Annotated in this window: 13 protein-coding genes; 7 read left to right on the forward strand and 6 right to left on the reverse strand. The window is 68.6% G+C overall.

Features of this window, described 5'->3' with window-relative positions:
- Positions 1-79: 79 nt before the first annotated feature.
- Entirely contained in the window at positions 80-1390 is a 1311-nt protein-coding gene (locus tag VH571_RS13425; protein WP_055961427.1) for an ATP-dependent DNA helicase, read from the reverse strand.
- A gap of 78 nt (positions 1391-1468) precedes the next feature.
- On the opposite strand from VH571_RS13425, the gene VH571_RS13430 reads away from it, so the two are divergent.
- The 5 genes from VH571_RS13430 (at position 1469) to VH571_RS13450 (ending at position 6980) form a co-directional block, all read left to right on the forward strand.
- Positions 1469-2509, forward strand: a complete 1041-nt coding sequence (locus tag VH571_RS13430) for a hypothetical protein (RefSeq protein ID WP_423265002.1) — start codon at positions 1469-1471, stop codon at positions 2507-2509.
- A 58-nt stretch (positions 2510-2567) separates the two neighbouring features.
- The gene (locus VH571_RS13435) at positions 2568-3542 is read left to right on the forward strand and encodes an ABC transporter ATP-binding protein (RefSeq protein WP_423265003.1); all 975 of its coding nucleotides are present in this window, start codon (positions 2568-2570) and stop codon (positions 3540-3542) included.
- The gene (locus tag VH571_RS13440; RefSeq protein WP_423265004.1) at positions 3542-4780 is read left to right on the forward strand and encodes an ABC transporter permease; all 1239 of its coding nucleotides are present in this window, start codon (positions 3542-3544) and stop codon (positions 4778-4780) included. The genes VH571_RS13435 and VH571_RS13440 overlap by 1 nt, the downstream gene beginning before the upstream one ends.
- A 1-nt stretch (position 4781) precedes the next feature.
- Positions 4782-5183 (forward strand): DUF6314 family protein, encoded by a 402-nt coding sequence (locus VH571_RS13445; protein WP_423265005.1) that lies wholly within the window; start codon positions 4782-4784, stop codon positions 5181-5183.
- Positions 5184-5312: 129 nt separating this feature from the next.
- Positions 5313-6980 (forward strand): HAD family acid phosphatase, encoded by a 1668-nt coding sequence (locus VH571_RS13450; protein ID WP_423265006.1) that lies wholly within the window; start codon positions 5313-5315, stop codon positions 6978-6980.
- Between the two features lie 70 nt (positions 6981-7050).
- On the opposite strand, the gene VH571_RS13455 is transcribed toward VH571_RS13450, so the two are convergent.
- From VH571_RS13455 to VH571_RS13465, 3 genes are all read right to left on the reverse strand, one after another.
- A complete protein-coding gene (locus VH571_RS13455) occupies positions 7051-8277 on the reverse strand; it encodes a saccharopine dehydrogenase family protein (RefSeq protein WP_423265007.1) in 1227 nt (408 codons plus the stop codon).
- 6 nt (positions 8278-8283) lie between these two features.
- Positions 8284-10065 (reverse strand): APC family permease, encoded by a 1782-nt coding sequence (locus VH571_RS13460; RefSeq protein ID WP_423265008.1) that lies wholly within the window; start codon positions 10063-10065, stop codon positions 8284-8286.
- Between the two features lie 167 nt (positions 10066-10232).
- Positions 10233-10844, reverse strand: coding sequence for a TetR family transcriptional regulator C-terminal domain-containing protein (locus tag VH571_RS13465; RefSeq protein ID WP_423265009.1), 612 nt, complete (start codon positions 10842-10844; stop codon positions 10233-10235).
- Positions 10845-11012: 168 nt separating this feature from the next.
- Between VH571_RS13465 and VH571_RS13470 the strand changes: the two genes are divergently transcribed.
- Together VH571_RS13470 and VH571_RS13475 are read left to right on the forward strand one after the other, a co-directional pair.
- Positions 11013-14894 carry an SCO7613 C-terminal domain-containing membrane protein gene (locus tag VH571_RS13470; RefSeq protein WP_423265010.1) on the forward strand — a complete coding sequence of 1294 codons (3882 nt, stop codon included), beginning with the start codon at positions 11013-11015 and terminating at the stop codon, positions 14892-14894.
- A gap of 60 nt (positions 14895-14954) precedes the next feature.
- Positions 14955-16070, forward strand: a complete 1116-nt coding sequence (locus VH571_RS13475) for an LLM class flavin-dependent oxidoreductase (protein ID WP_423265011.1) — start codon at positions 14955-14957, stop codon at positions 16068-16070.
- A gap of 116 nt (positions 16071-16186) precedes the next feature.
- Here VH571_RS13475 and VH571_RS13480 read toward each other — a convergent pair whose 3' ends face one another.
- The gene (locus tag VH571_RS13480) at positions 16187-18085 is read right to left on the reverse strand and encodes a cytochrome c oxidase assembly protein (protein ID WP_423265012.1); all 1899 of its coding nucleotides are present in this window, start codon (positions 18083-18085) and stop codon (positions 16187-16189) included.
- A 101-nt stretch (positions 18086-18186) separates the two neighbouring features.
- Positions 18187-18474, reverse strand: coding sequence for an HU family DNA-binding protein (locus VH571_RS13485; protein ID WP_055961452.1), 288 nt, complete (start codon positions 18472-18474; stop codon positions 18187-18189).
- Between the last annotated feature and the right edge of the window lie 142 nt (positions 18475-18616).

An 18616-nucleotide genomic window follows, 5' to 3' on the forward strand; every position in this document is an offset into this window, starting at 1 on the left:
ACCGCGCCGCACGCCGCTGGAGCAGACCGGGCCAGACCACACGAAACCAAACCTCAAGGATCCGGCCACCCCCGCGCCGCTACGACTTCGCTATCGTCTCCGCCTGGATCGCCGGCACCCTCGTCGCCTGCGACATGAACCGCCGCACGTCGAGGTCGACGATGATGTCGGCCGGCCGAAGGGGCCGCGACAGGTAGAGGCCGTCGAGCGAGGTGATGCGGCTGAGCGCGACGTAGGTCTGCCCGGCGCTGAAGACGCGCGACCCGAGGTCGACGATCGCTCGGTCGTAGGTCTTGCCCTGCGACTTGTGGATCGTCACGGCCCAGGCCAGGCGCAACGGAAACTGCTGGAACTCGGCGACGATGTCTTTCTTGAGCTCTTTCGTCGTGGCCGAGTAGCTGTACTTGTACTTCTCCCAGACCGCGGGCTGCACCTCGACCTCTTCGCCGTCGAGCTCGACGAACACGGTGTCGCGGATGCGGGTGACGACGCCCACCGACCCGTTGACCCAGCGTTGCTCGGAGTCGTTGCGGAGGAACATGACCTGCGCCCCGGGCTTGAGTTCGAGGGCGTCGTCGGCCGGGAACGTGCGACCGCCGAAGTCGCCGGTGACGTCGGCCTTGGCGGTCTTGATGGTGCCGGGGAGGCGCGAGAGCTCGAGCTTGTTGATGCGCGCGACAGTGTCGTTGCGCGTGGCGAGGGTGATGGCACCGCCGTCGGTGGGCAGCTCTCGGGCACCGGCCTGGTTGAGTGCGCCGGCGATCTCGGCAGTGACACGGCCGTGACGCACGGCGTTCAACATTTCTTTGAATCCGGCGTCGCTCTGTCGGTGGATGAACGCGAGCTCGAGGATGCGCAGCGACGCGTCGTCCCAGACGTGCGCGTCGAAGAACCACATCGAGCGGTAGTGATCTCGGAAGTAGGCACGCTCTTCGGGGTCGCCGGGCACCGGCGCGAGCTGGTACGGGTCGCCGAAGAGCACCACCTGCACGCCGCCGAAGGCCTCGTTACGTCGCTGACGGGCCTGGCGGAGCGACCGGTCGATGGCGTCGAGGAGGTCGGCGTTGACCATCGAGACTTCGTCGATCACGAGGGTGTCGATGGTGTTGAGCAGTTTGCGCAGCTCGGCGTTCTGCTCGATGTCGTGGTCGGCGATGAGGCCGATCGGCAGTCGGAACAGCGAGTGGATCGTCTGGCCGCCGACGTTGAGCGCCGCGACGCCGGTCGGGGCGCAGATGACGATCTGCTTGGAGGTGTTCCACGACAGGTGGTTGAGCAACGTCGATTTGCCGGTGCCGGCCCGGCCCGTCACGAAGATGTGCTCGCGGGTGTTCTCGATCGCGTCGTAGACCGCGGCCTGCTCGGCCGACAGCTCGGGGGCTGGACTCACGCGTCTCCCCTTTCGTTCACACCTCCAATCTACCCGGCGCCCACGAGGGGCACGGTCGCGCGAAGTTAGGATGTGGACATGCTGGCGCCTGGGGGGACGACGAAGCGCGCCCTCCTCATCTGGGGCGGCCTTCTCGCTCTCGTCGTCGTGGCTTTCATCGCAACGGTCGTCATCCTCAACGCGACCGTCTACAGCGCCTCCGGCTTCGTGCGGGGCTACCTCGGTGCCCTCGATCGCGGCGACACGAACAGCGCTCTCCATCTCGCCGGGATCCAGCCGGGCGCCGAAGACGATCTGCTCGCGGTGCCCGAGGAGGGCCGAGTCCGCGATTTCCACACGACCCGCGACGTCGTGTCCGGCGGGGTGCACCGGGTGGCGGCGGAGTTCCGGCTAGGCCGCGACGAGGGCGGACAAGACGGCAAAGACAGCAACGACGGCCAGGACAGCAAGAACAGCCAGAGCGAGATCCGCCGGGCCACCTTCGCGGTCGAACGCGACGGCACGATCGCCGGCCTCTTCTCGGGCTGGAAGTTCACCACGGCGCCGACCGCCTCCGTCGAGGTCACTCCGCTGCACGACCCGCGCTTCGAGGCCAACGGTGTCGACATCCGTGCTGCGAGCGCCGATCTGGCCACCCGCTACACGGTGCTGGCTCCCGCCGTGTTCGAGCTGACGCACGACAGCACCTACCTCACCGCGAAGACGACGACCGTCGTGGCGGCAAGCCCGGGCACTGTCGCGCGAGCGACCGTGTCGGTGGTGCCGAAGGCGAGCTTCCTCAGCAAAGTCAAAGTCGATGTGACCAAGTACCTGAAGACCACGTGCCTTCCGCAGCGGGTGCTACTCCCGGCGGGCTGCCCATTCGGGGAGGAGGTCGACGATCGGCTCACGTCGGATCCTCGATGGAGCATGACGACCTACCCGCCCGTGGCGCTCCGGGCGACAGCGACGCCGGGGGTCTGGCTCGTGACTCGCGCGACCGGCCGCGCCCACCTCGAGGTCGATACGCAGTCGCTGTACGACGGCAGCGATGTGCCGATCAGCCGTGACGTGCCGTTCCAGGTGGAGTATCTGGTCACGATCGGGTCGGACAACGGCTTGACCATCACGCCCCGCTGACACCTCGATTTCGCCCACGGACAAGCGGCCAAACGAGACTGTTCGCTAGGGTCGTCGCATGGGGCAGGCAGCTAGTTCACCGATAGTCCACATCGAGAACTTCCGAATGGTCTTCGGCCGCACGACAGTCATCGACGATCTGTCGTTCGACATCGAGGCCGGCGAGACCTTCGGCTTTCTCGGATCGAACGGGTCGGGCAAGACGACGACCATCCGCGCGCTGCTCGGCATCTACCAGCCGACCGGCGGCACGCTGCACATCGACGGTCGGCCGTTCTCGCCCGAGCGGGGATCCCGGCTGGGTTACCTGCCCGAGGAGCGCGGGCTCTACAAGAAGGAGTCGGTGATCGACGTGATGACCTACTTCGGACGCCTCAAGGGCCTGTCGAAGACGGAGTCGAAGCGGTGGTCGCTGAACTACCTCGAGCGGGTGAGCCTCGCCGACAAGGCTGCGACGCGGCTCGACAAGCTGTCGGGCGGCCAGCAGCAGAAGGTCCAGCTCGGGGTGACGATCATGAATCAGCCCGAGCTGCTGATCCTCGACGAGCCGACGAAGGGGTTCGACCCGGTCAACCGGCGTCTGCTGATGGACATCATCGAAGAGCAGAAGCGGCAGGGCGCCACCGTGCTCATGGTCACCCACCAGATGGAGGAGGTCGAGCGGCTCTGCGATCGAGTGATCCTGTTGAAGAACGGACGCAGCGAGGCGTACGGCACCATCCCCGAGGTGCAGGATCAGTTCGGCGGCACGATGGTGCGCCTGCGCTACTCGGGCGACATCCCCGAGTCGTCGAAATACCTGGTGACGCTCCGCGAGCGCAACTACGCCGAGCTCACTGTGACCGAGGGCGCCGACGAGGCGGCCATCCTGCGCGACCTGGTCGAGGCCGGCGTCGCGGTGCGCGGCTTCGAGACGTCGAAGCTGAGCCTCGACGACATCTTCCTGCGCGTGTATGGCGACGAGGCCGACACCGCGTCGGATCCTGATACTGCCAAGGATCCGGCCCAGCCCACCGCGGGGGTGGCTGCCTGATGGCCCGCCACAACCTCTCGACGGTCGTGTCGTTCGAGATCACCCGCACGCTGACCAAGCGCCGGTTCTGGATCGCCACCCTCATCGTGCCGGTCATCATCGGCATCGTGGTCGCGCTGATCGTCGCCGCCAACACGTCGACCGACAACAGCGTCACGTCGCAGAAAGACCAGAAGTTCAGCTTCTCGTACAGCGACGCCTCCGGCGTGGTCGACCCCGCGATCGTGAAGTCACTCGGCGGCACCGAGGCATCCTCCCGCGCCGACGCCATCGCCGCGGTCAAAAGTGGCGACCTCGACGCCTACTTCGCCTACCCGGCCGATCCCGCGAAGCAGGCCACCAAGGTCTACGGCGTCGACAAGGGCATCTTCGACAACGGCAAGTACTCGTCGGTCGCGACGCGCATCCTCACCGCGAGCGCTGAGGCGAAGGTCGGCGACGCGAAGCTGTCGAGCCTCGTCCAGGGCACCGGGCCGGTCGAGGCGACCACCTACGACTCCTCCGGGAACCTCTCGGGCGGCATCGGCAGCGTCATCCCGCCGCTGCTGTTCCTGGCGCTGTTCTACGTCGTGATCCTGCTGCTCGGCAATCAGATGCTGACCTCGACGCTGGAGGAGAAAGAGAACCGCGTCACCGAGATGATCCTGACGACGCTCAACCCGACGACCCTCATCATCGGCAAGGTGATCTCCCTCTTCGTCGTCGGCATCGTGCAGATGCTCGTGTTCGCGCTGCCGATCGTGATCGGCTTCCTCTTCTTCCGGAGCTCCCTGAACATCCCCTCGTTCGACCTCTCGAACCTGCAGATCGATCCGTTCCAGATGGTCATCGGCGCCCTGCTCCTGATCGGCGGCTTCATCCTCTTCACCGGCACCCTCGTCGCGGTCGGTGCGATCATGCCGACGGCGAAAGACGCGGGCCAGATCTTCGGCGTGATGATCGCCCTCATGTTCGTGCCGTTCTACGCGGTCACGCTCATCGTCTCCGACCCGCACTCGTTCATCGTGCAGATCTTCACCTGGTTCCCGTACTCGGCACCGGTGACCGCGCTGCTCCGCAACGGCTTCTCGTCGCTGTCGCCGGCCGAGGCCATCGGTGTTGTCGTCGAGCAGTTCGTGCTCGGTCTCATCGTGCTGCAGGTCGCGGTGCGCCTCTTCCGCTACGGCTCGATCGAGTACACCCGCAAGGTGTCGCTGACGTCGATCCTGCCTCGGCGCCAGGCGGCGGTCGGCAAATAGCGTGACCCCCGACGAGCTGCTCGGTACGTGGCACTTCACCCGAATGGTCGACGACCGAAGAGACGACCGAAGGATCCCAGTGCACGGCACCGCGACCTTCTCCCGTTCCGGCCCCGACCGGATCGTGTGGGTGGAATCGGGCACGATGGGCCTGCCGGGCGGGGAGGTTCCGATCTCGACCGAGCGTGTGCTGGAACACGGCCCCGAGGGATCCTGGGCCACGAATTTCGCGGACGGCCGTGGATTCCACGACTGGCGCTGGAGCGCCGAACTCGTGCACGACTGCGCGCCCGACCTCTATTCGGGGCGGCTCGACGGCGATGCGAGTGGCTGGCGGATGCGCTGGGCGGCGTCCGGCCCGAGCAAGGACTACGTGATCGAGACGTCGTACCGACGGCTGTAGGGGTGTGGCATGCCTCTCGTGTAACGCGCTCGTTAAGGCTTGTGGATAAAGTCTGCAGATCCCGCACCGTCTGATTAGGGTGATCTGTGACCCCCGATGAGGGGGGTCGTGATCACGCAAGGGGACGACATGTTTTTCCACTCGACTTTTCGACTGAAAGCCGGTGTCGCGGTCGCGGCGTTGGCGCTGGGGGCAGCTCTGATCAGCGCTGGCCCCGCTCAGGCAGCAGTGCCCGCACACGCGGCCAGAGGCGGGCACGGGGGCGGCAGCAGCAGCTCGACGCTCGCGCCGCGCACCCAGTTCACGATGGCGGCCGACGGGTCGTCCGGGCTCACGCAGGGCGGTGAGGGCATCCCCAACATCGACAGCGTCAAGTCGACCATCGCGAAGTACTACGGCGACCCCGGCACGGGCATCGCCTCGAAGACCTCGTCGCCCTACATCAGCGAGATGTCGAGCATCGTGGCCAAGCAGACGCGCAGCCTGAAGGCGATCTACCAGAAGGCGATCCGCCACCACGAGAAGCCCGCGATCGTCTTCGACGCCGACGACACCACGTTGATGACCTACGACATGGAGGTGGCCGACATGCACTTCACGTTCGACCCCGCCGAACAAGACGTCTGGGTGCAAGACCAGCGGTTCCCCGCCACCCCGTCGATGGTGTCGATGGTCGAGACCGCCAAAAAGATGGGCTTCACGATCTTCGGCCTCACCGGTCGCAACGACGATCAGAAGGCCGCGACCCTCGGCAACCTCAAGAAGGTCGGCTACACCGCTTTCACGTCGAAGAACTTCTACACGAAATGGACCGGCAAGGGCACCTCGCAGCAGCCCTCGTACGTCACCTGCGCAACTGCCAAGTGCACGACCGTCGAGTACAAGGCACTCACGCGCAAGCACATCGAGAAGCAGGGCTACGACATCGCTCTGAACGTGGGCGACCAGTGGTCTGACCTGCAGGGCGGCTACGCCGACCGCGTGCTCAAGCTCCCCAACCCGACGTACTACCTGCCGTCGGCCGACCTGCCCGGGGTCAAAGAGCCGCGTCTCGCGCCCCGGACGCACTTCGTCATGAAGGCCGACGGCTCCTCCGGTCTGACGCAGTCGGGCGAGGGCATCCCCAACATCGACAGCGTCAAGTCGACCATCGCCGCCTACTACGGCGACACGGGCACCGGGCTGTCGAACAAGACATCGTCGCCCTACATCAGCGAGACGCAGAAGATCCTCAAGCGCGAGATCCCCCGTGTCGCGTCGCAGTGCTACGCCGCTTCCACCAAGGGCCAGAAGCCCGCGATCGTTCTCGACGCCGACGACACCACGCTCTGGACGTACGACATGGAGGTGGCCGACATGCACTTCACGTTCGACCCCGCCGAGCAAGACGTGTGGGTGCAAGACCAGCGGTTCCCCGCCACCCCGGGCATGACGACCCTGGCCGGTGTCGCCAAGGCCGCGGGTTGCACGCTGATCGGTCTGACGGGTCGCAACGACGATCAGAAGACCGCGACGCTGGCGAACCTGGCCAAGGTCGGCTACTCCGGTTTCACGGCTGAGAACTACTACACGAAGTGGACCGGCCAGGGTGCATCGCAGCAGCCCTCGTACATCACGTGCGCCGCGGCGAAGTGCACAACCATCGAGTACAAGTCGCAGACCCGAGCTCACGTCGAGTCGGCAGCCGGTGGCGGGTACACCGTGGTGGCGAACTACGGCGACCAGTTCAGCGACCTGATCGGCGGGCACGCCAAGCGCACGGTCAAGCTGCCGAACCCGACGTACTACCTGCCCTGATCGGTCGGGSGAGGTGGCTCCAGGGCCCCCCCCCCCSCCGCCCGCGTAAGGCTTGCTACGCCAACGCCAGCTACAGAGCCTTCTCCTCGATCCCCCACGGCGAGCCATAGCCCTCAGGCGCATCGGCGGCGAGCAGCGACAGGAACGGGCGCGCGTCGAATGCCTCGGGCCCGAGCACGCCGGCCCCCGACCACACACCCGTCGCCAGCAGCTCGAGCGCGATCACCGGGTTGATCGCCGTCTGCCAGACGACGGCCTGCGACGAGTACTCCGCCATCGTCTGCTCGTTGTCGGCCACGTGATAGAGGTAGGTCGAGCGCGGCTTGCCGTCTTTGCCGGTGCCCTTCACCCACACGCCCGCGCAGGTCTTGCCGCTCATCTTGTCGCCGAGGGTCGCAGGATCCGGCAACCCGGCCGCCACCACATCGCGCGGCGCCACCTTCACTCCCTTGACCTCCAGCGGCTCGGTCTTGTCCAGGCCCAGCATGTGCAGAGTCTTGAGCACCTCGATGAACTCATTGCCGAGGCCGTACTTGAACGTCACCTTCTTCGCCTTGGTCCACCGCGGCATCAGGAGCACCTCTTCGTGCTCGACGTTGACGCACTCCACTGGCCCGATGCCGTCGGGGAAGTCGAAGACCTCCGGCTCGGAGAACGGCGCCGTGGTGTACCACCCGCGCTCTTTTTCGAACACCACGGGCGGGTTGAGGCACTCTTCGATGGTGGTCCAGATCGAGAATGAGGGGGCGAAGTCGTATCCCTCGACGACGAGGTTGGCCCCGTCGCGCACGCCGAGTTCGTCGATCTCGCTGAAGAGCTCGTCTTCGGCGTAGCGCGCGAAGACGTCCGAGAGTCCAGGCTCGACGCCGATGCCCACGACAGCCAGCGCTCCCCTGTCTGCCCAGTCGGACGCCACGGCGAACTGGTCGTCTCCGAGCTTCTTGCCGGTCTGGGTGTGCGGGTCGGTCGGGTGCGGTGTCGACAGGCTCATCGCCATGTCGAGGTAGGTCGCACCGGCCTCGAAGCAGCCGTCGAAGATCGGCATGACGAAGCGCGGGTCGACCGCGTTCAGCACGTGGGTGATCTCGTGCGCGCGGATGAGTTCGGCGACCGAGGCGGCCGACGAGGCGTCGACCTGGGCCGCGACGAGACGCGCGTCACCGACGGCGGCGACCAGAGCGGCCGGGCGGGCGGGGTCGTAGTCGGCGACCACGAGCGTGTCGAAGAAGTCGCGGCGCACGGCGATGCGCACGGCGGCGGAGCCGACGCCGCCGGCGCCGATGATGAGGATCTTCATGAGGAGCTAGGGCCGTTCGTTGGAGTCGGATGGATCGGAGGGGCTGGTGGGAACGCTCGGTGACGCCGGCGCGACACCGGTGCGACGGGTGCCGCGGACCCGCTTGCCGGTCTCGGTGTCGATCGCGATCGCTCCGGTGGGCAGGTTCGACAGGTCGGAGGCGACGACGGTCGGAAAGTATCCCGAATCGGGCAGGCCGAAGTTCGCGACGACACCCTCCCCGGGGGCGAGCACGTAGTCGCTGCGCTTGACGAGTGTTTCGCCGCGGAAGAACTCGGGGCGGCGCCACCGCCAGAGCAGCATCAACACCACTCCGACGAGGAGGCCCCCGATGCCGACGACCGCCTGCGCACCGATTCCGATGATGGTGATGTTCTTGCCGTCGGCGTCGGTCAGCCAGTCGGGAGCGGCAAAGGCGTAGACCCCGTAGACGAAGACACCGAGCAGCGACAGTCCGCCGAGCAGGGGAAAGAGACCGCGCATGATGAAGTTCCGCGGCGAGGTGAAGAGCGTTCTGCGGTAGTACCAAACGCAGGCGAAGCCGGTGAGGCCGTAGTAGAAGGCGATCATCAGGCCGATCGAGCCGATCAGGGCGCTGAGCAGGTCGACGCTGATCAGAGTGAAGATCAGGTAGAAGGCCACCGAGACGAGGCCCATGCCGATGGTCGACCAGGTCGGGGTGAGGTACTTCGGGTGGATGCGGGCGAACTGCTCGGGCAGGGCCTTGTAGACCGCCATCGAGAGCGAGGTGCGCGCGGTCGGCAGAATGGTCGTCTGCGTCGAGGCCGAGGCACTGGTAAGGATCGAGAAGCCGAGGAGGGCCATCAGGATCGAGCCCACCGCCCCTCCCCCGAACAGCGCCGGACCGACCGACGAGAAGACATCCAGCGCGTTGTCCTCGTTGGCGAGGCCGATGCCCTGGTCGCCCACTCCGGCGAACGCGATGGTGGCCACGGCAACCAGCACATAGGTCACGAGGAGGAGCACCGTCGAGATGATGGCCGCGCGACCCGGCGTCTTCTCGGGATCCTTGGTCTCTTCGTTGATCGAGACGGCGGTGTCCCAACCCCAGTAGATGAAGATCGCCGTAAGCATCGCGGGGGCGATGGTTCCCGGGCCGAGCGTGAACGGGTTTAACCAATCGAGCGACGGCATCAGCGAGTACGACTCGGCGTTGCCGGAGTAGACGCGGACGAGCGCGAAGACGGCGAAGAAGATGAGGATGATCACCTCGAACGCCAGCAGGAAGTACTGCAGCCGCGCCGAGATCTCGATGCCGCGGTAGCAGATGTACGTCATGACGACGATCCAGGCGATGCCCGCGGCGGTCGACCAGAACACGTTGCTCGACAGGGCGGCGACGGCCGGCAGCCCGAAGCTGCCGACGAACGTGAACGAGTACGAGCCGGCGATCGAGGCGAGGTTCGCCATGACGATCACGTCAGCCACGATGATCCCCCAACCGCCCATCCAGCCGGTGATCGGGCCGAAGGCCCGCGACGCCCAGGTGAAGGTCGTGCCGCAGTCGGGCTCGGCCTTGTTGAGCTCCTGATAGGCGACGGCGATGAGATACATCGGCACGAACGCCAGCAGGATGATGCCCGGCGCGTGCACACCCGCGACGAGCGTGCCGCCGATGACGATGAACCCGAGGCTCGCCGCGAGGCTGTACGCCGGAGCGGTCGATGCGATGCCGACGACCACGCTCGAGACGAGGCCGAGCGATCCGCCCTTGAGCCCCTTGGTGTCGACGGGCTGCGTCGTCGTCGTCGTGGTCGGTGTGGTCATGGGAGTCTCCATCACGGTGCGGGAACAGCAGCGGGAAGAACGGGTTGGCCTACCCAATCGTTAGACGCCAGAGACCGTCAATGCCGTTCCGTCGCACTCGGGCGGTGCTCGGCGACGTTCTGGCAGCCCTGAGACGATCGAGGCACCCGCGCACACACGAGTCAGGGCTAGAGCGAACCCGCAGCCAACCCCAGCGACACTTCGAGCGTCCGCCGCATGAGGTGTGAGCGCTCGGCGGCCGTGCGGTAGTCGACGAGCGAGTAGGCCGTGATGGAGTCGATCAGGGCCAAGAACTGCAGGGCGACGAGGTCGGAGTCGGATCCTTCGAATTCGCGCCCCTCCATGCCGCGACGCACGACCGAGCAGATCAGCTCGTGCCAGGCCGTCATGTTGTCGCGGGCGGCCCGCGCGAGGGCGACGTTGTGGCGGCCCATCGACCAGGCGTCGGCCCAGACGGAGTTGAAGTTGCCGTGCGTGTCTTCGAGCAGGCTGCCGACGAGGAGGCGGAGGGCTTCGAGTGCCGAGTCGAAGCCGGCGATGTCGCGCCGCGCCTCGTTGAGCTCGATCCCGGCGAGCTCTTCAAACGTGCGGGCGACGAGGGCGGTCATCGACGGCTCGTGCGCGGCGATGTCACCCGGGCTCAGACCGGCCGTCGATGCCAGGCGTCGAAGCGTGATGCCCGACAGGCCGAACGAGAAGGCGATCGTGCGCGCGGCAGCGTCGATCTCGGCGTGGCGCCCGTGGGGGCCACCCTGTGCGAACGCGTCGCTGGTCGACATGAGGATGATCCTAGAGGGAGCGCGGGCCTGCCTCACCCCCCAGTCCTCGTGCGACCCAGACGTGGGGTCACTCACGAAGTCGACCGCTCAGGATCCTGCCCGCCGCCGCACCGCGACCGGGTAGGGGCAACAGTGCCTCTCGATATGCCCCGCCGCCCTCCACTACGTTTGCGCCACCCCACCTCCCGCTGGGGTTTCACTTCGGAGGACGACATCGACGAGCACCCGACCACGGTCTGGCCCCCCTCAGCGACCGTGCTGAGCAATCGGACCCTGTGCCCCGCCTGCTTCACGACGCTCGATGGGACGACCTGCCCGCACTGCGGCCTCCGCCTCGTGGGTCCGGTCGCGGCGCGGCTCGCCGAGAACTCGGATCGCCTGCTGGCGGTCGACCTCGAACGGCGCGCGCTCATCGACCAGCTGCGACTCGACATGGCTCGTCAAGACGCCGAGGCCGCCGACGAGATCGCCCGGCTGTCGTCGCTTCTGCGCGCCGCCGAGACCGGCGATGCGCAGGCCGCCCCATCGACAGCATCGCCGCTGCCGTCGCTTCGCCCGCCGACGCCGCCCCGCAGCACCCGACTCGAGAAGACCCCGTCCGGTCGAAGCGGCGTCCAGGTCCTCCTCCTGACCGTCGGCATCGTGCTCGTCTCGGTGACGGCCGTCTTCTTCTCGCTCGTGGCGTTCCTCGTCACGTCGGCGGGGGTCCGCTCGGGCCTGCTGCTGCTCGTGGTCGCCGCCGTGCTCGGCATCGCCACCCGCCTGCACCGTCGCCTCCCCGGAACCGCGGAGGGCCTCGGCGTGCTCGCCGCCGTGCTCCTCGGCCTGGACGGCCTTCTCATCCGCAGCCAGGGGCTCTTCGGATCGGGTCGACTCGACCCGCTCCTCTTCGTCGGGATCTTCGGCGCAGGATCCGCGGTCGCCCTCCTCGTCACCTCCCGCCTGACCGGCCTCCACTCGCTCGTCCGCGCCTCGCTCGTCGCCCTGCCGCTGGCCGCTCTCGGTCTCGCGTCCGGCCTCGCCGCCGATTCGGCCACCCGGTTCTGGGCGGGTGGGGCCGCTGCGGCCGCCGTCTGGATCGTCCCGACCCTGTTCGACAGGAGCGGAGGATCCCCCGCCGCCCGGCTCGCACGCGACCGCACCGACCGAGCGTGGATCCGGGTCACCTCGACCGGCCCGCTGGTCGTGTCGACCTTGGCCGCGTTCGCGCTCCCCGGCGACGCCGCACTCGGCTGGGTCGTTCCGGTGCTCGTGTCGGTCGGCCTTTTTATGGTCCTCGCGATCCGCGGGGTGACCGGCTCGCGATCGGGGCCGGGCCGATTCGCGTCCGCCGCAGCCGGGGTCACTCTGGCCCTGCTCCCGTTCGACGCATCTGTGCGAGCCGGTCTCGACACCGCGGCCGCCTGGATCCTGCCCCTGTCGATCGCCCTGGTCGTGCTGGCCTTCGCTCTCGCCTCCCGGGCTGCGTCCGAGCGCCGACCGGTCGCGCGGGCCGCACTCGCACGGGCGTCGTGGTCCGGTCTCGTCGTGCTCGCCGTCGTCGCAACGGTCTTGAGCGTCGTGGTGGCCGGGGGCGTCAGCGGACGACTCGTCAGCTGGTCCGACGCGGCGCCCTTCCTGGCCGACCTGACCGCAGCGTCTCGCGCGGCGCCGTCCGACGAGATCCTCCCGCTTACCGTGTCGGCGCTCGGCCTCGCTCTCGCCGCCCTCGGCTCCGCGACCGCTGTGGCCCTCCTCCGGCCGCGGCCGGCCGTGCGGCGTGCCGTGACGACCACGGCGGAGGCCATCCTGGCACTCGCTCTCGTCGGCGCCGCCCTGTCGACGTCCCTGCCGCTCGGCGACCTCACGCTGACCGCCCTCGTCGGGGGCCTGGCCCTCGCCGCTTTCCGAGACGGGCGCGTGTCGCGGGGCGTCTCCGGCACAACCGTGGCGGTCGCCGCCGGGTTGCTCTTCGCGCAGTCGCCTCTGACTCGGTCGCTGTGGATTCCCGCCCTGCTCCTGCTCGCGTCTCTCCTCGTCGGGCTCCGGGTGCTGTCGACTCGATCGCTCCCCAAGGCGACCGCGCGGATCATCGCGCCGCTGGTGACACTGGCCGTCTCGCTCGTTGTCGTCACCTCGGCCCTCAGGATCCCGGCCTGGCTCGCTCCGACCGGCGGCGATCCCGGTGGCCGTGCCGCCACCACCTGCGTCATCCTGACGGCGATCGTGAGCCTGCTGGTGGTCGCCACCGCGCCGATCATCCCGCTGCTCCGCCGCGCTCCGCGCCTCGACCTCCGGGTCGTCTCCGCCACCGCCGTCGCCGCGCTCGCGGTCGCCGGCGTCGTCTTCGGGGTCGCTCCCGTAGGCACCGGCCGCGCCGCCGCGGCTCTCCTCGCCCTGGTCGCCATCACGGCCTTCGTCTGGCTGGTCGTCCCGGCACCGGAGCGCGACGCGGAGCGTCTCGCCGCTGCGTTCATCACGCCCGCGGCCGTGATCGCCAGCGCCGACCGCCTGCTGAACGCGGGCTCGCTGGTATTCGAGACCCGCTGGCTGCTCCTCGCCGTCACGGTGCTCGGCCTCGCGATCGCCTCCCGCGTGCTCCTGCGGGGGCCGTCGGGCAGTGCGACTTCGCGTCGTTTCGCCTGGGATGCCCCGCTCGTCGCCGCCGGGCTGGTGACCTCGGCCGCTGCGCTCCTCTCGGCTCCCGCGTGGCCGACGCTGGCAGTCCTCGCGATTGCCGCCCTGGTCATCGCATCGACACCGGGCTCGTCGCCGCTTGCCGCGCTGACCGGCGCCCACCTCCGACACCACGTGGCCTGGGCGGCACCCGTGCTCACCATCACGGCACTCTGGTCGGTACTGGCCGATGCCGGTGTCACCGTCGTCGAGGCGTACTCGCTTCCCCTGGCCGCGCTCCTGGCTCTTCTGGCCCTCGGGCTCCCCGCGCTCGCCATCCGGTTCGCGCACGGCTCGGCCCCGCGACCCGCGCACCCGCACCCGGTCTTCCCCCTGCTCTTCGGCGTCGGAGTCGCCGCCGCTCTCCTGCCGTCGATCATCGCCTCACCGGAGGGGCCTCTGGTCCGACCGATCCTGGTCATCGCCGCGGCTACCCTTGCCGGCATCGCCGCCACGACTCTCGGCCGCACCCGCGTCGACGTCCGCACCGCGCTGGCCGCCGGCTCCGTCGTGGGCATTGTCGCGACCGGTCTGACGATGGCGCTGGGCTCCCCCGCCGCGATCGGCGCAGCCCACCCCGACGCCTGGTCGTCGGCGGCGGCTCTTCTCGCGCTGGGAATCGCGGTGCTGTGGTCGCGCGACCGGGGTGACTCCGTCGACGCCGCGCGGGATCCTCGGCGCCGCCTGAGGGCCGTGGCTCCCGCATTCGCCGTGGTGGCCGTGGCCGTGTTCGCCCTTCCCGAGCTCGTTCCGCTTCTCTCGAGTCTTTTCGGCGCGGCCGTCGACTGGCAGCGACCGGTGACCGCCGTCGTCGCTCTCGCCGTCTGCTGTCTGGCCAGCGCACTCGGAGGCCCCGCTCGTTCCAGGAGCGGGCTGGCGATCCGCCTTCGTCAGGCGGCCCTCGTCGCCGCGTCAGCCATCGCCGCAGTAGCCCTGCTCGGCGGCCTCACGGAATCGGTGCCGTTCGAGACGGTGACCGCACCGGTCGCGGTCGCCGCCCTGGTCTCAGGGGGCCTGCGGCTCGCTCGCGATCCGGCCGTCGGCTCGTGGCGCGCCCTGGGATTCGGGCTCCTCGTGCTGCTCCTGCCCGGACTCCTCGCCGATTACCTCGACGTTCAGACGCCGCGCCTGGTGGCCGTGGGAGTGCTCGCCGTCGCGAGCCTCCTGGCCGGTACCCGGCTTCGGCTCCAGGCGCCGCTACTGGTCGGAGGCGGCGTCGCCGTGTTGCACGCGATCGCCCAGCTCTGGCCGGGACTCGTGCTCGTGACGACGTCGGTGCCGTGGTGGCTGTGGGCGGGCGTCGGCGGAGTTCTGCTCATCGTGGTCGCCGCGACGTACGAGCGGCGCGTCCGCGATGCGCGAATGGTGGGTCGCACCGTCTCGTCCCTGCGCTGATCGGGAACAAATCAGCCCCCTTCGTGATTCAATATGCATACGCATAGAAATGGGGACACCATGGCCACCGCAAGCAACCCGGAGCGCGAGCTTCCCACCCTCGATCCGAGCGCGATCCAGCTCGGCCTCGACACCTTCGGCGACGTGACCGAGACCGCCTCGGGCACCCCGCTCGACGGCACTCTGCTCAGCCACGCCCAGACCATCCGCAACCTCGTCGAGCAGGCCGTCCTCGCCGACGAGGTCGGTCTTGACTTCATCGGCGTCGGCGAGCACCACCGCGTCGACTTCGCCGTCTCGGCCCCCGAGGTCGTGCTTGCGGCCATCGCTGCGAAGACATCGAGGATCCGACTCGGCTCGGCAGTCACGGTGCTCTCGTCCGACGATCCGGTCCGCGTCTACGAGCGCTTCGCCACCGTCGACGCCCTGTCGAACGGGCGCGCGGAGGTCATCCTCGGCCGCGGCTCGTTCACCGAGTCGTTCCCGCTCTTCGGCCTCGACCTGCAGGACTACGAGGTGCTCTTCGAGGAGAAGATCAACCTCTTCGCCGAGCTGCTGAAAGACGCCCCTGTCACCTGGGAGGGCACCAAGCGCGGCGCCCTCACCGACCAGTGGGTCTACCCGCGCCCCGAGAGCGGCACCATCAAGACCTGGGTCGGCGTCGGCGGCAGCCCGCAGTCGGTCATCCGCGCGGCGCACTACGGCCTCCCCCTGTTCCTCGCGATCATCGGCGGCAGCCCGGCCCAGTTCGCGCCCTACTCCGACCTCTACCGTCGAGCCCTCGATCAGTTCGGGCACGCTCCCCAGCCGATCGCCATGCACTCCCCGGGCTTCATCGCGGCCACCGACGCCGAGGCCCTCGAGATCCTCTACCCGTACCAGGAGGCCCAGACCAACCAGCTCGGACGCGAGCGCGGCTGGCCGCCCTACTCGCGGGAGCAGTACCTCTCGACGGCCGGCCCCGAGGGTGCCCTCTACGTGGGATCGCCCGAGACCGTTGCCCGCAAGATCGCGCACAACATGCGTCTGCTCGGCGCGACGCGCTTCGACATGCGTTACAGCATGGGCAGCCTGCCGCACGAGCAGATGATGAAGAGCATCGAGCTCTACGGCCGCGAGGTGGCGCCGATGGTACGCGAGCTTCTGGCCGAGACGCCCGCTCCCGTGGCCGTCTGAGCCCCGTTTCGCCTCGCCCCGACACGCGTTCAGAACTCTGGCAAAAACCGCACTTTTACGCCGACAGCCCCGCTATCGGGCCGTTTCTGCCAGAGTTCTGAACCGTCGCGACCGGTTCAGCGCTTGCGCGCGGCCACACCGGCCCCGACACCGACAGCACCGACCGCGACAGCGAGCACGAGCGCGGCTGCGACGAGTGCGAACCCGCCCGCCTGCTGGTCGGCCAGCGGCGGTAGCCCCCAGGTGCGGCCCATGGCGCCGTACCAGTTCGAAAGCCGGAGCCCCGGGGTGAGGGCGAGAGCGGCCCCGACTGCACCGACGGCGAGCAGTGCCACTGCGCCGAGCAGGATCCTGAGCCTCACCCCGGCCCGCACCGGTACGGGGTCGAGACCGACCATCGACTGCGCGAAGAGCCAGCCCACCAGCACGAGGCCCGCGATCAGGCAGAAGCGGCCGAGGTCGGTGGTCGCCGTCCACCGCAGCAGCGGCGACCAGACGACGGCCCAGACCGACACCGCCAGCAGCGGCCCGCCGACCAGGGGGTGCGTGAGCCAGGCCGCTCCGCGCGACTGGACGATGCCGAGCATCCACTCTCGCGGGCCCGAGCTGCCGTCGGTGCGCTTCTCGATCGCGAGCAACGCCAGGGTCCACGGTGCGCCGCGCACGAGCAGCACGGGCACGACCAACGCCGTCACGGCGATCTGCACGACGTGCGCGCTCATCAGATACGGCGAGTAGACGTTGAGAGCGCCGTTCGTGGCGAAGACAAGAACGACGAGCCCGAGGATCCAGGCACCCGTCCGCCCCACCGACCACGAGTCGCCGCGCCGCCGCAGCCGAGCCACCCCCACGAGGTAGAACGCCGCGAGAAAGACGGCGCCGAGCAGCCAGACCAGGTCGATGTTCCACGCCGTCAGCCAGCGGCTCGGCGTGAACTCGGCCGGCAGCTTCACGTCGGTCAGCACTTCGGCGGGCGTCAGGTCGGCCGTGTCGTTCGCGACGGACTGCGAAACCGGTGTCTGCGTGCGAGCCAGCGCCGCGGCCACGCCGGAGGCGAGCCCGAGAAAGGCGATCTCGGCCGTGACGAACCACCAGAAGGCCCGCTGCGTCTGCCGGCCGACGCTGGTTCCGGCATTCGCGCCGGCGACACGGTCGATGACGACGCGACGGTGGACCACTCCGAACAGGCCGAGCAAGATCAGCAGCACCGCCTTGACGACGACGAGCAGCCCGTACGCCGACCCGAGTGCCGGCCAGGTGCCGATCCTGATCTGTGCGCTGACGAGGCCCGAGACGGCGACGATCACGAAACAGACCAGGGCGATCGACGAATAGCGGCTCAGCACCACCGCGAGCCGAGCCCGCTCGATGACCGGGCGCAACAGCACCACAGCCAGCAGCCCGCCGAGCCACATCGCAGCGCCGATCACGTGCAGCCCGAGCGCCGAGACGGCCGCCGCGTGGGAGGCGGTGCCGGCGGCGTGCCCCTGCTGGGCGATCGGCACGAGCGCGCCGGCGGCGAGGAGTGCGACGACGAAGACCCCGCCGACCGACCGCACGGCGAAGCAGAGCACGGTGACGGTCGCCGCCATCAGGGTCGAGACCAACCAGGCGAGCCCGAGGTCGGTGCCGGTCAAGAAGAACGCCAGCGATTGCCCGAACTTCTCGTCGAGGGCCGGCGCGACTCCGGCGACGCTGAGGAACGTGAAGAACCCGGCGACACTCGAGGCGAGGGTCCAGAACAGCGCTCCGGCCGAGGCGATGTCGAGAGCACGCCCCCACTCGGGCCGGGCCGGAGTCAGCGCGAAGCAGGCCAGAGCCAGGGTGCCGATGGTGAGCGACGCGCCCAGCTCGGTGAGGAACGTGGCGACCGGCAGACCGAACCGGACGACCGCTCCAGGATCCGACAGGGGCAGTGGCGCGGCGGCACCGCCGAACACGAGGGCTGCGAGCAGAGCGACCAGGCCCGCTGCGACCAGCAGCACCGGGGCGGCGAGTCGGGAGAGGCGGGGCACCCGGAAAGCCTAGGCGAGCTTGCTGATCGCCGAAAACCAGAAGGAGCGGATCACGACCTGAGTCGTGATCCGCTCCTTCTGCGGAACAGGTGTGGCCTGAGTTACTTGACCGAAGCCTTGAGCTTCGAGCCGGCGCTGACCTTGACGCTGTCGCTGGCGGCGATCTCGAGAGCCTCGCCGGTCTGCGGGTTGCGGCCGGTGCGTGCGGCGCGGTGGGTCTTCTCGAAGGCGATCCATCCCGGGATGGTGACCTTGGTGCCGTCAGCGACGTTCTTCGAGACGACGGAGAAGAGAGCGTCGACGACGCCGCTCACTGCAGCCTGGCTCTGGCCCGACTCGGCGGCGACAGCTGCGACGAGCTCGGTGCGGTTCAGTGACTTGTCAGCCATGTGTTGTCCTCCTCGGACACGTTGTGTGTGGCACGCGTACTTCTTTGGGGCGGTCGCCCGACGGATCTGAGTGGACCCCAGGGGTAAAACCCCTGGGGAACCGCCTCAGAACCTACCAGGAAGACTTCGTGATGCCCGGCAA

It is taken from the genome of Frondihabitans sp. 4ASC-45, assembly GCF_049472575.1.
Classification (GTDB): Bacteria; Actinomycetota; Actinomycetes; order Actinomycetales; family Microbacteriaceae; genus Frondihabitans.

Coding starts and splice junctions, on each gene's coding strand:
- VH571_RS13475 (WP_423265011.1), top strand. CDS start 14,955: ATGGCCACCGCAAGCAACCCGGAGCGCGAGCTTCCCACCCTCGATCCG.
- VH571_RS13455 (WP_423265007.1), bottom strand. CDS start 8,277: ATGAAGATCCTCATCATCGGCGCCGGCGGCGTCGGCTCCGCCGCCGTG.
- VH571_RS13465 (WP_423265009.1), bottom strand. CDS start 10,844: ATGTCGACCAGCGACGCGTTCGCACAGGGTGGCCCCCACGGGCGCCAC.
- VH571_RS13435 (WP_423265003.1), top strand. CDS start 2,568: ATGGGGCAGGCAGCTAGTTCACCGATAGTCCACATCGAGAACTTCCGA.
- VH571_RS13430 (WP_423265002.1), top strand. CDS start 1,469: ATGCTGGCGCCTGGGGGGACGACGAAGCGCGCCCTCCTCATCTGGGGC.
- VH571_RS13460 (WP_423265008.1), bottom strand. CDS start 10,065: ATGACCACACCGACCACGACGACGACGACGCAGCCCGTCGACACCAAG.
- VH571_RS13485 (WP_055961452.1), bottom strand. CDS start 18,474: ATGGCTGACAAGTCACTGAACCGCACCGAGCTCGTCGCAGCTGTCGCC.
- VH571_RS13440 (WP_423265004.1), top strand. CDS start 3,542: ATGGCCCGCCACAACCTCTCGACGGTCGTGTCGTTCGAGATCACCCGC.
- VH571_RS13450 (WP_423265006.1), top strand. CDS start 5,313: ATGTTTTTCCACTCGACTTTTCGACTGAAAGCCGGTGTCGCGGTCGCG.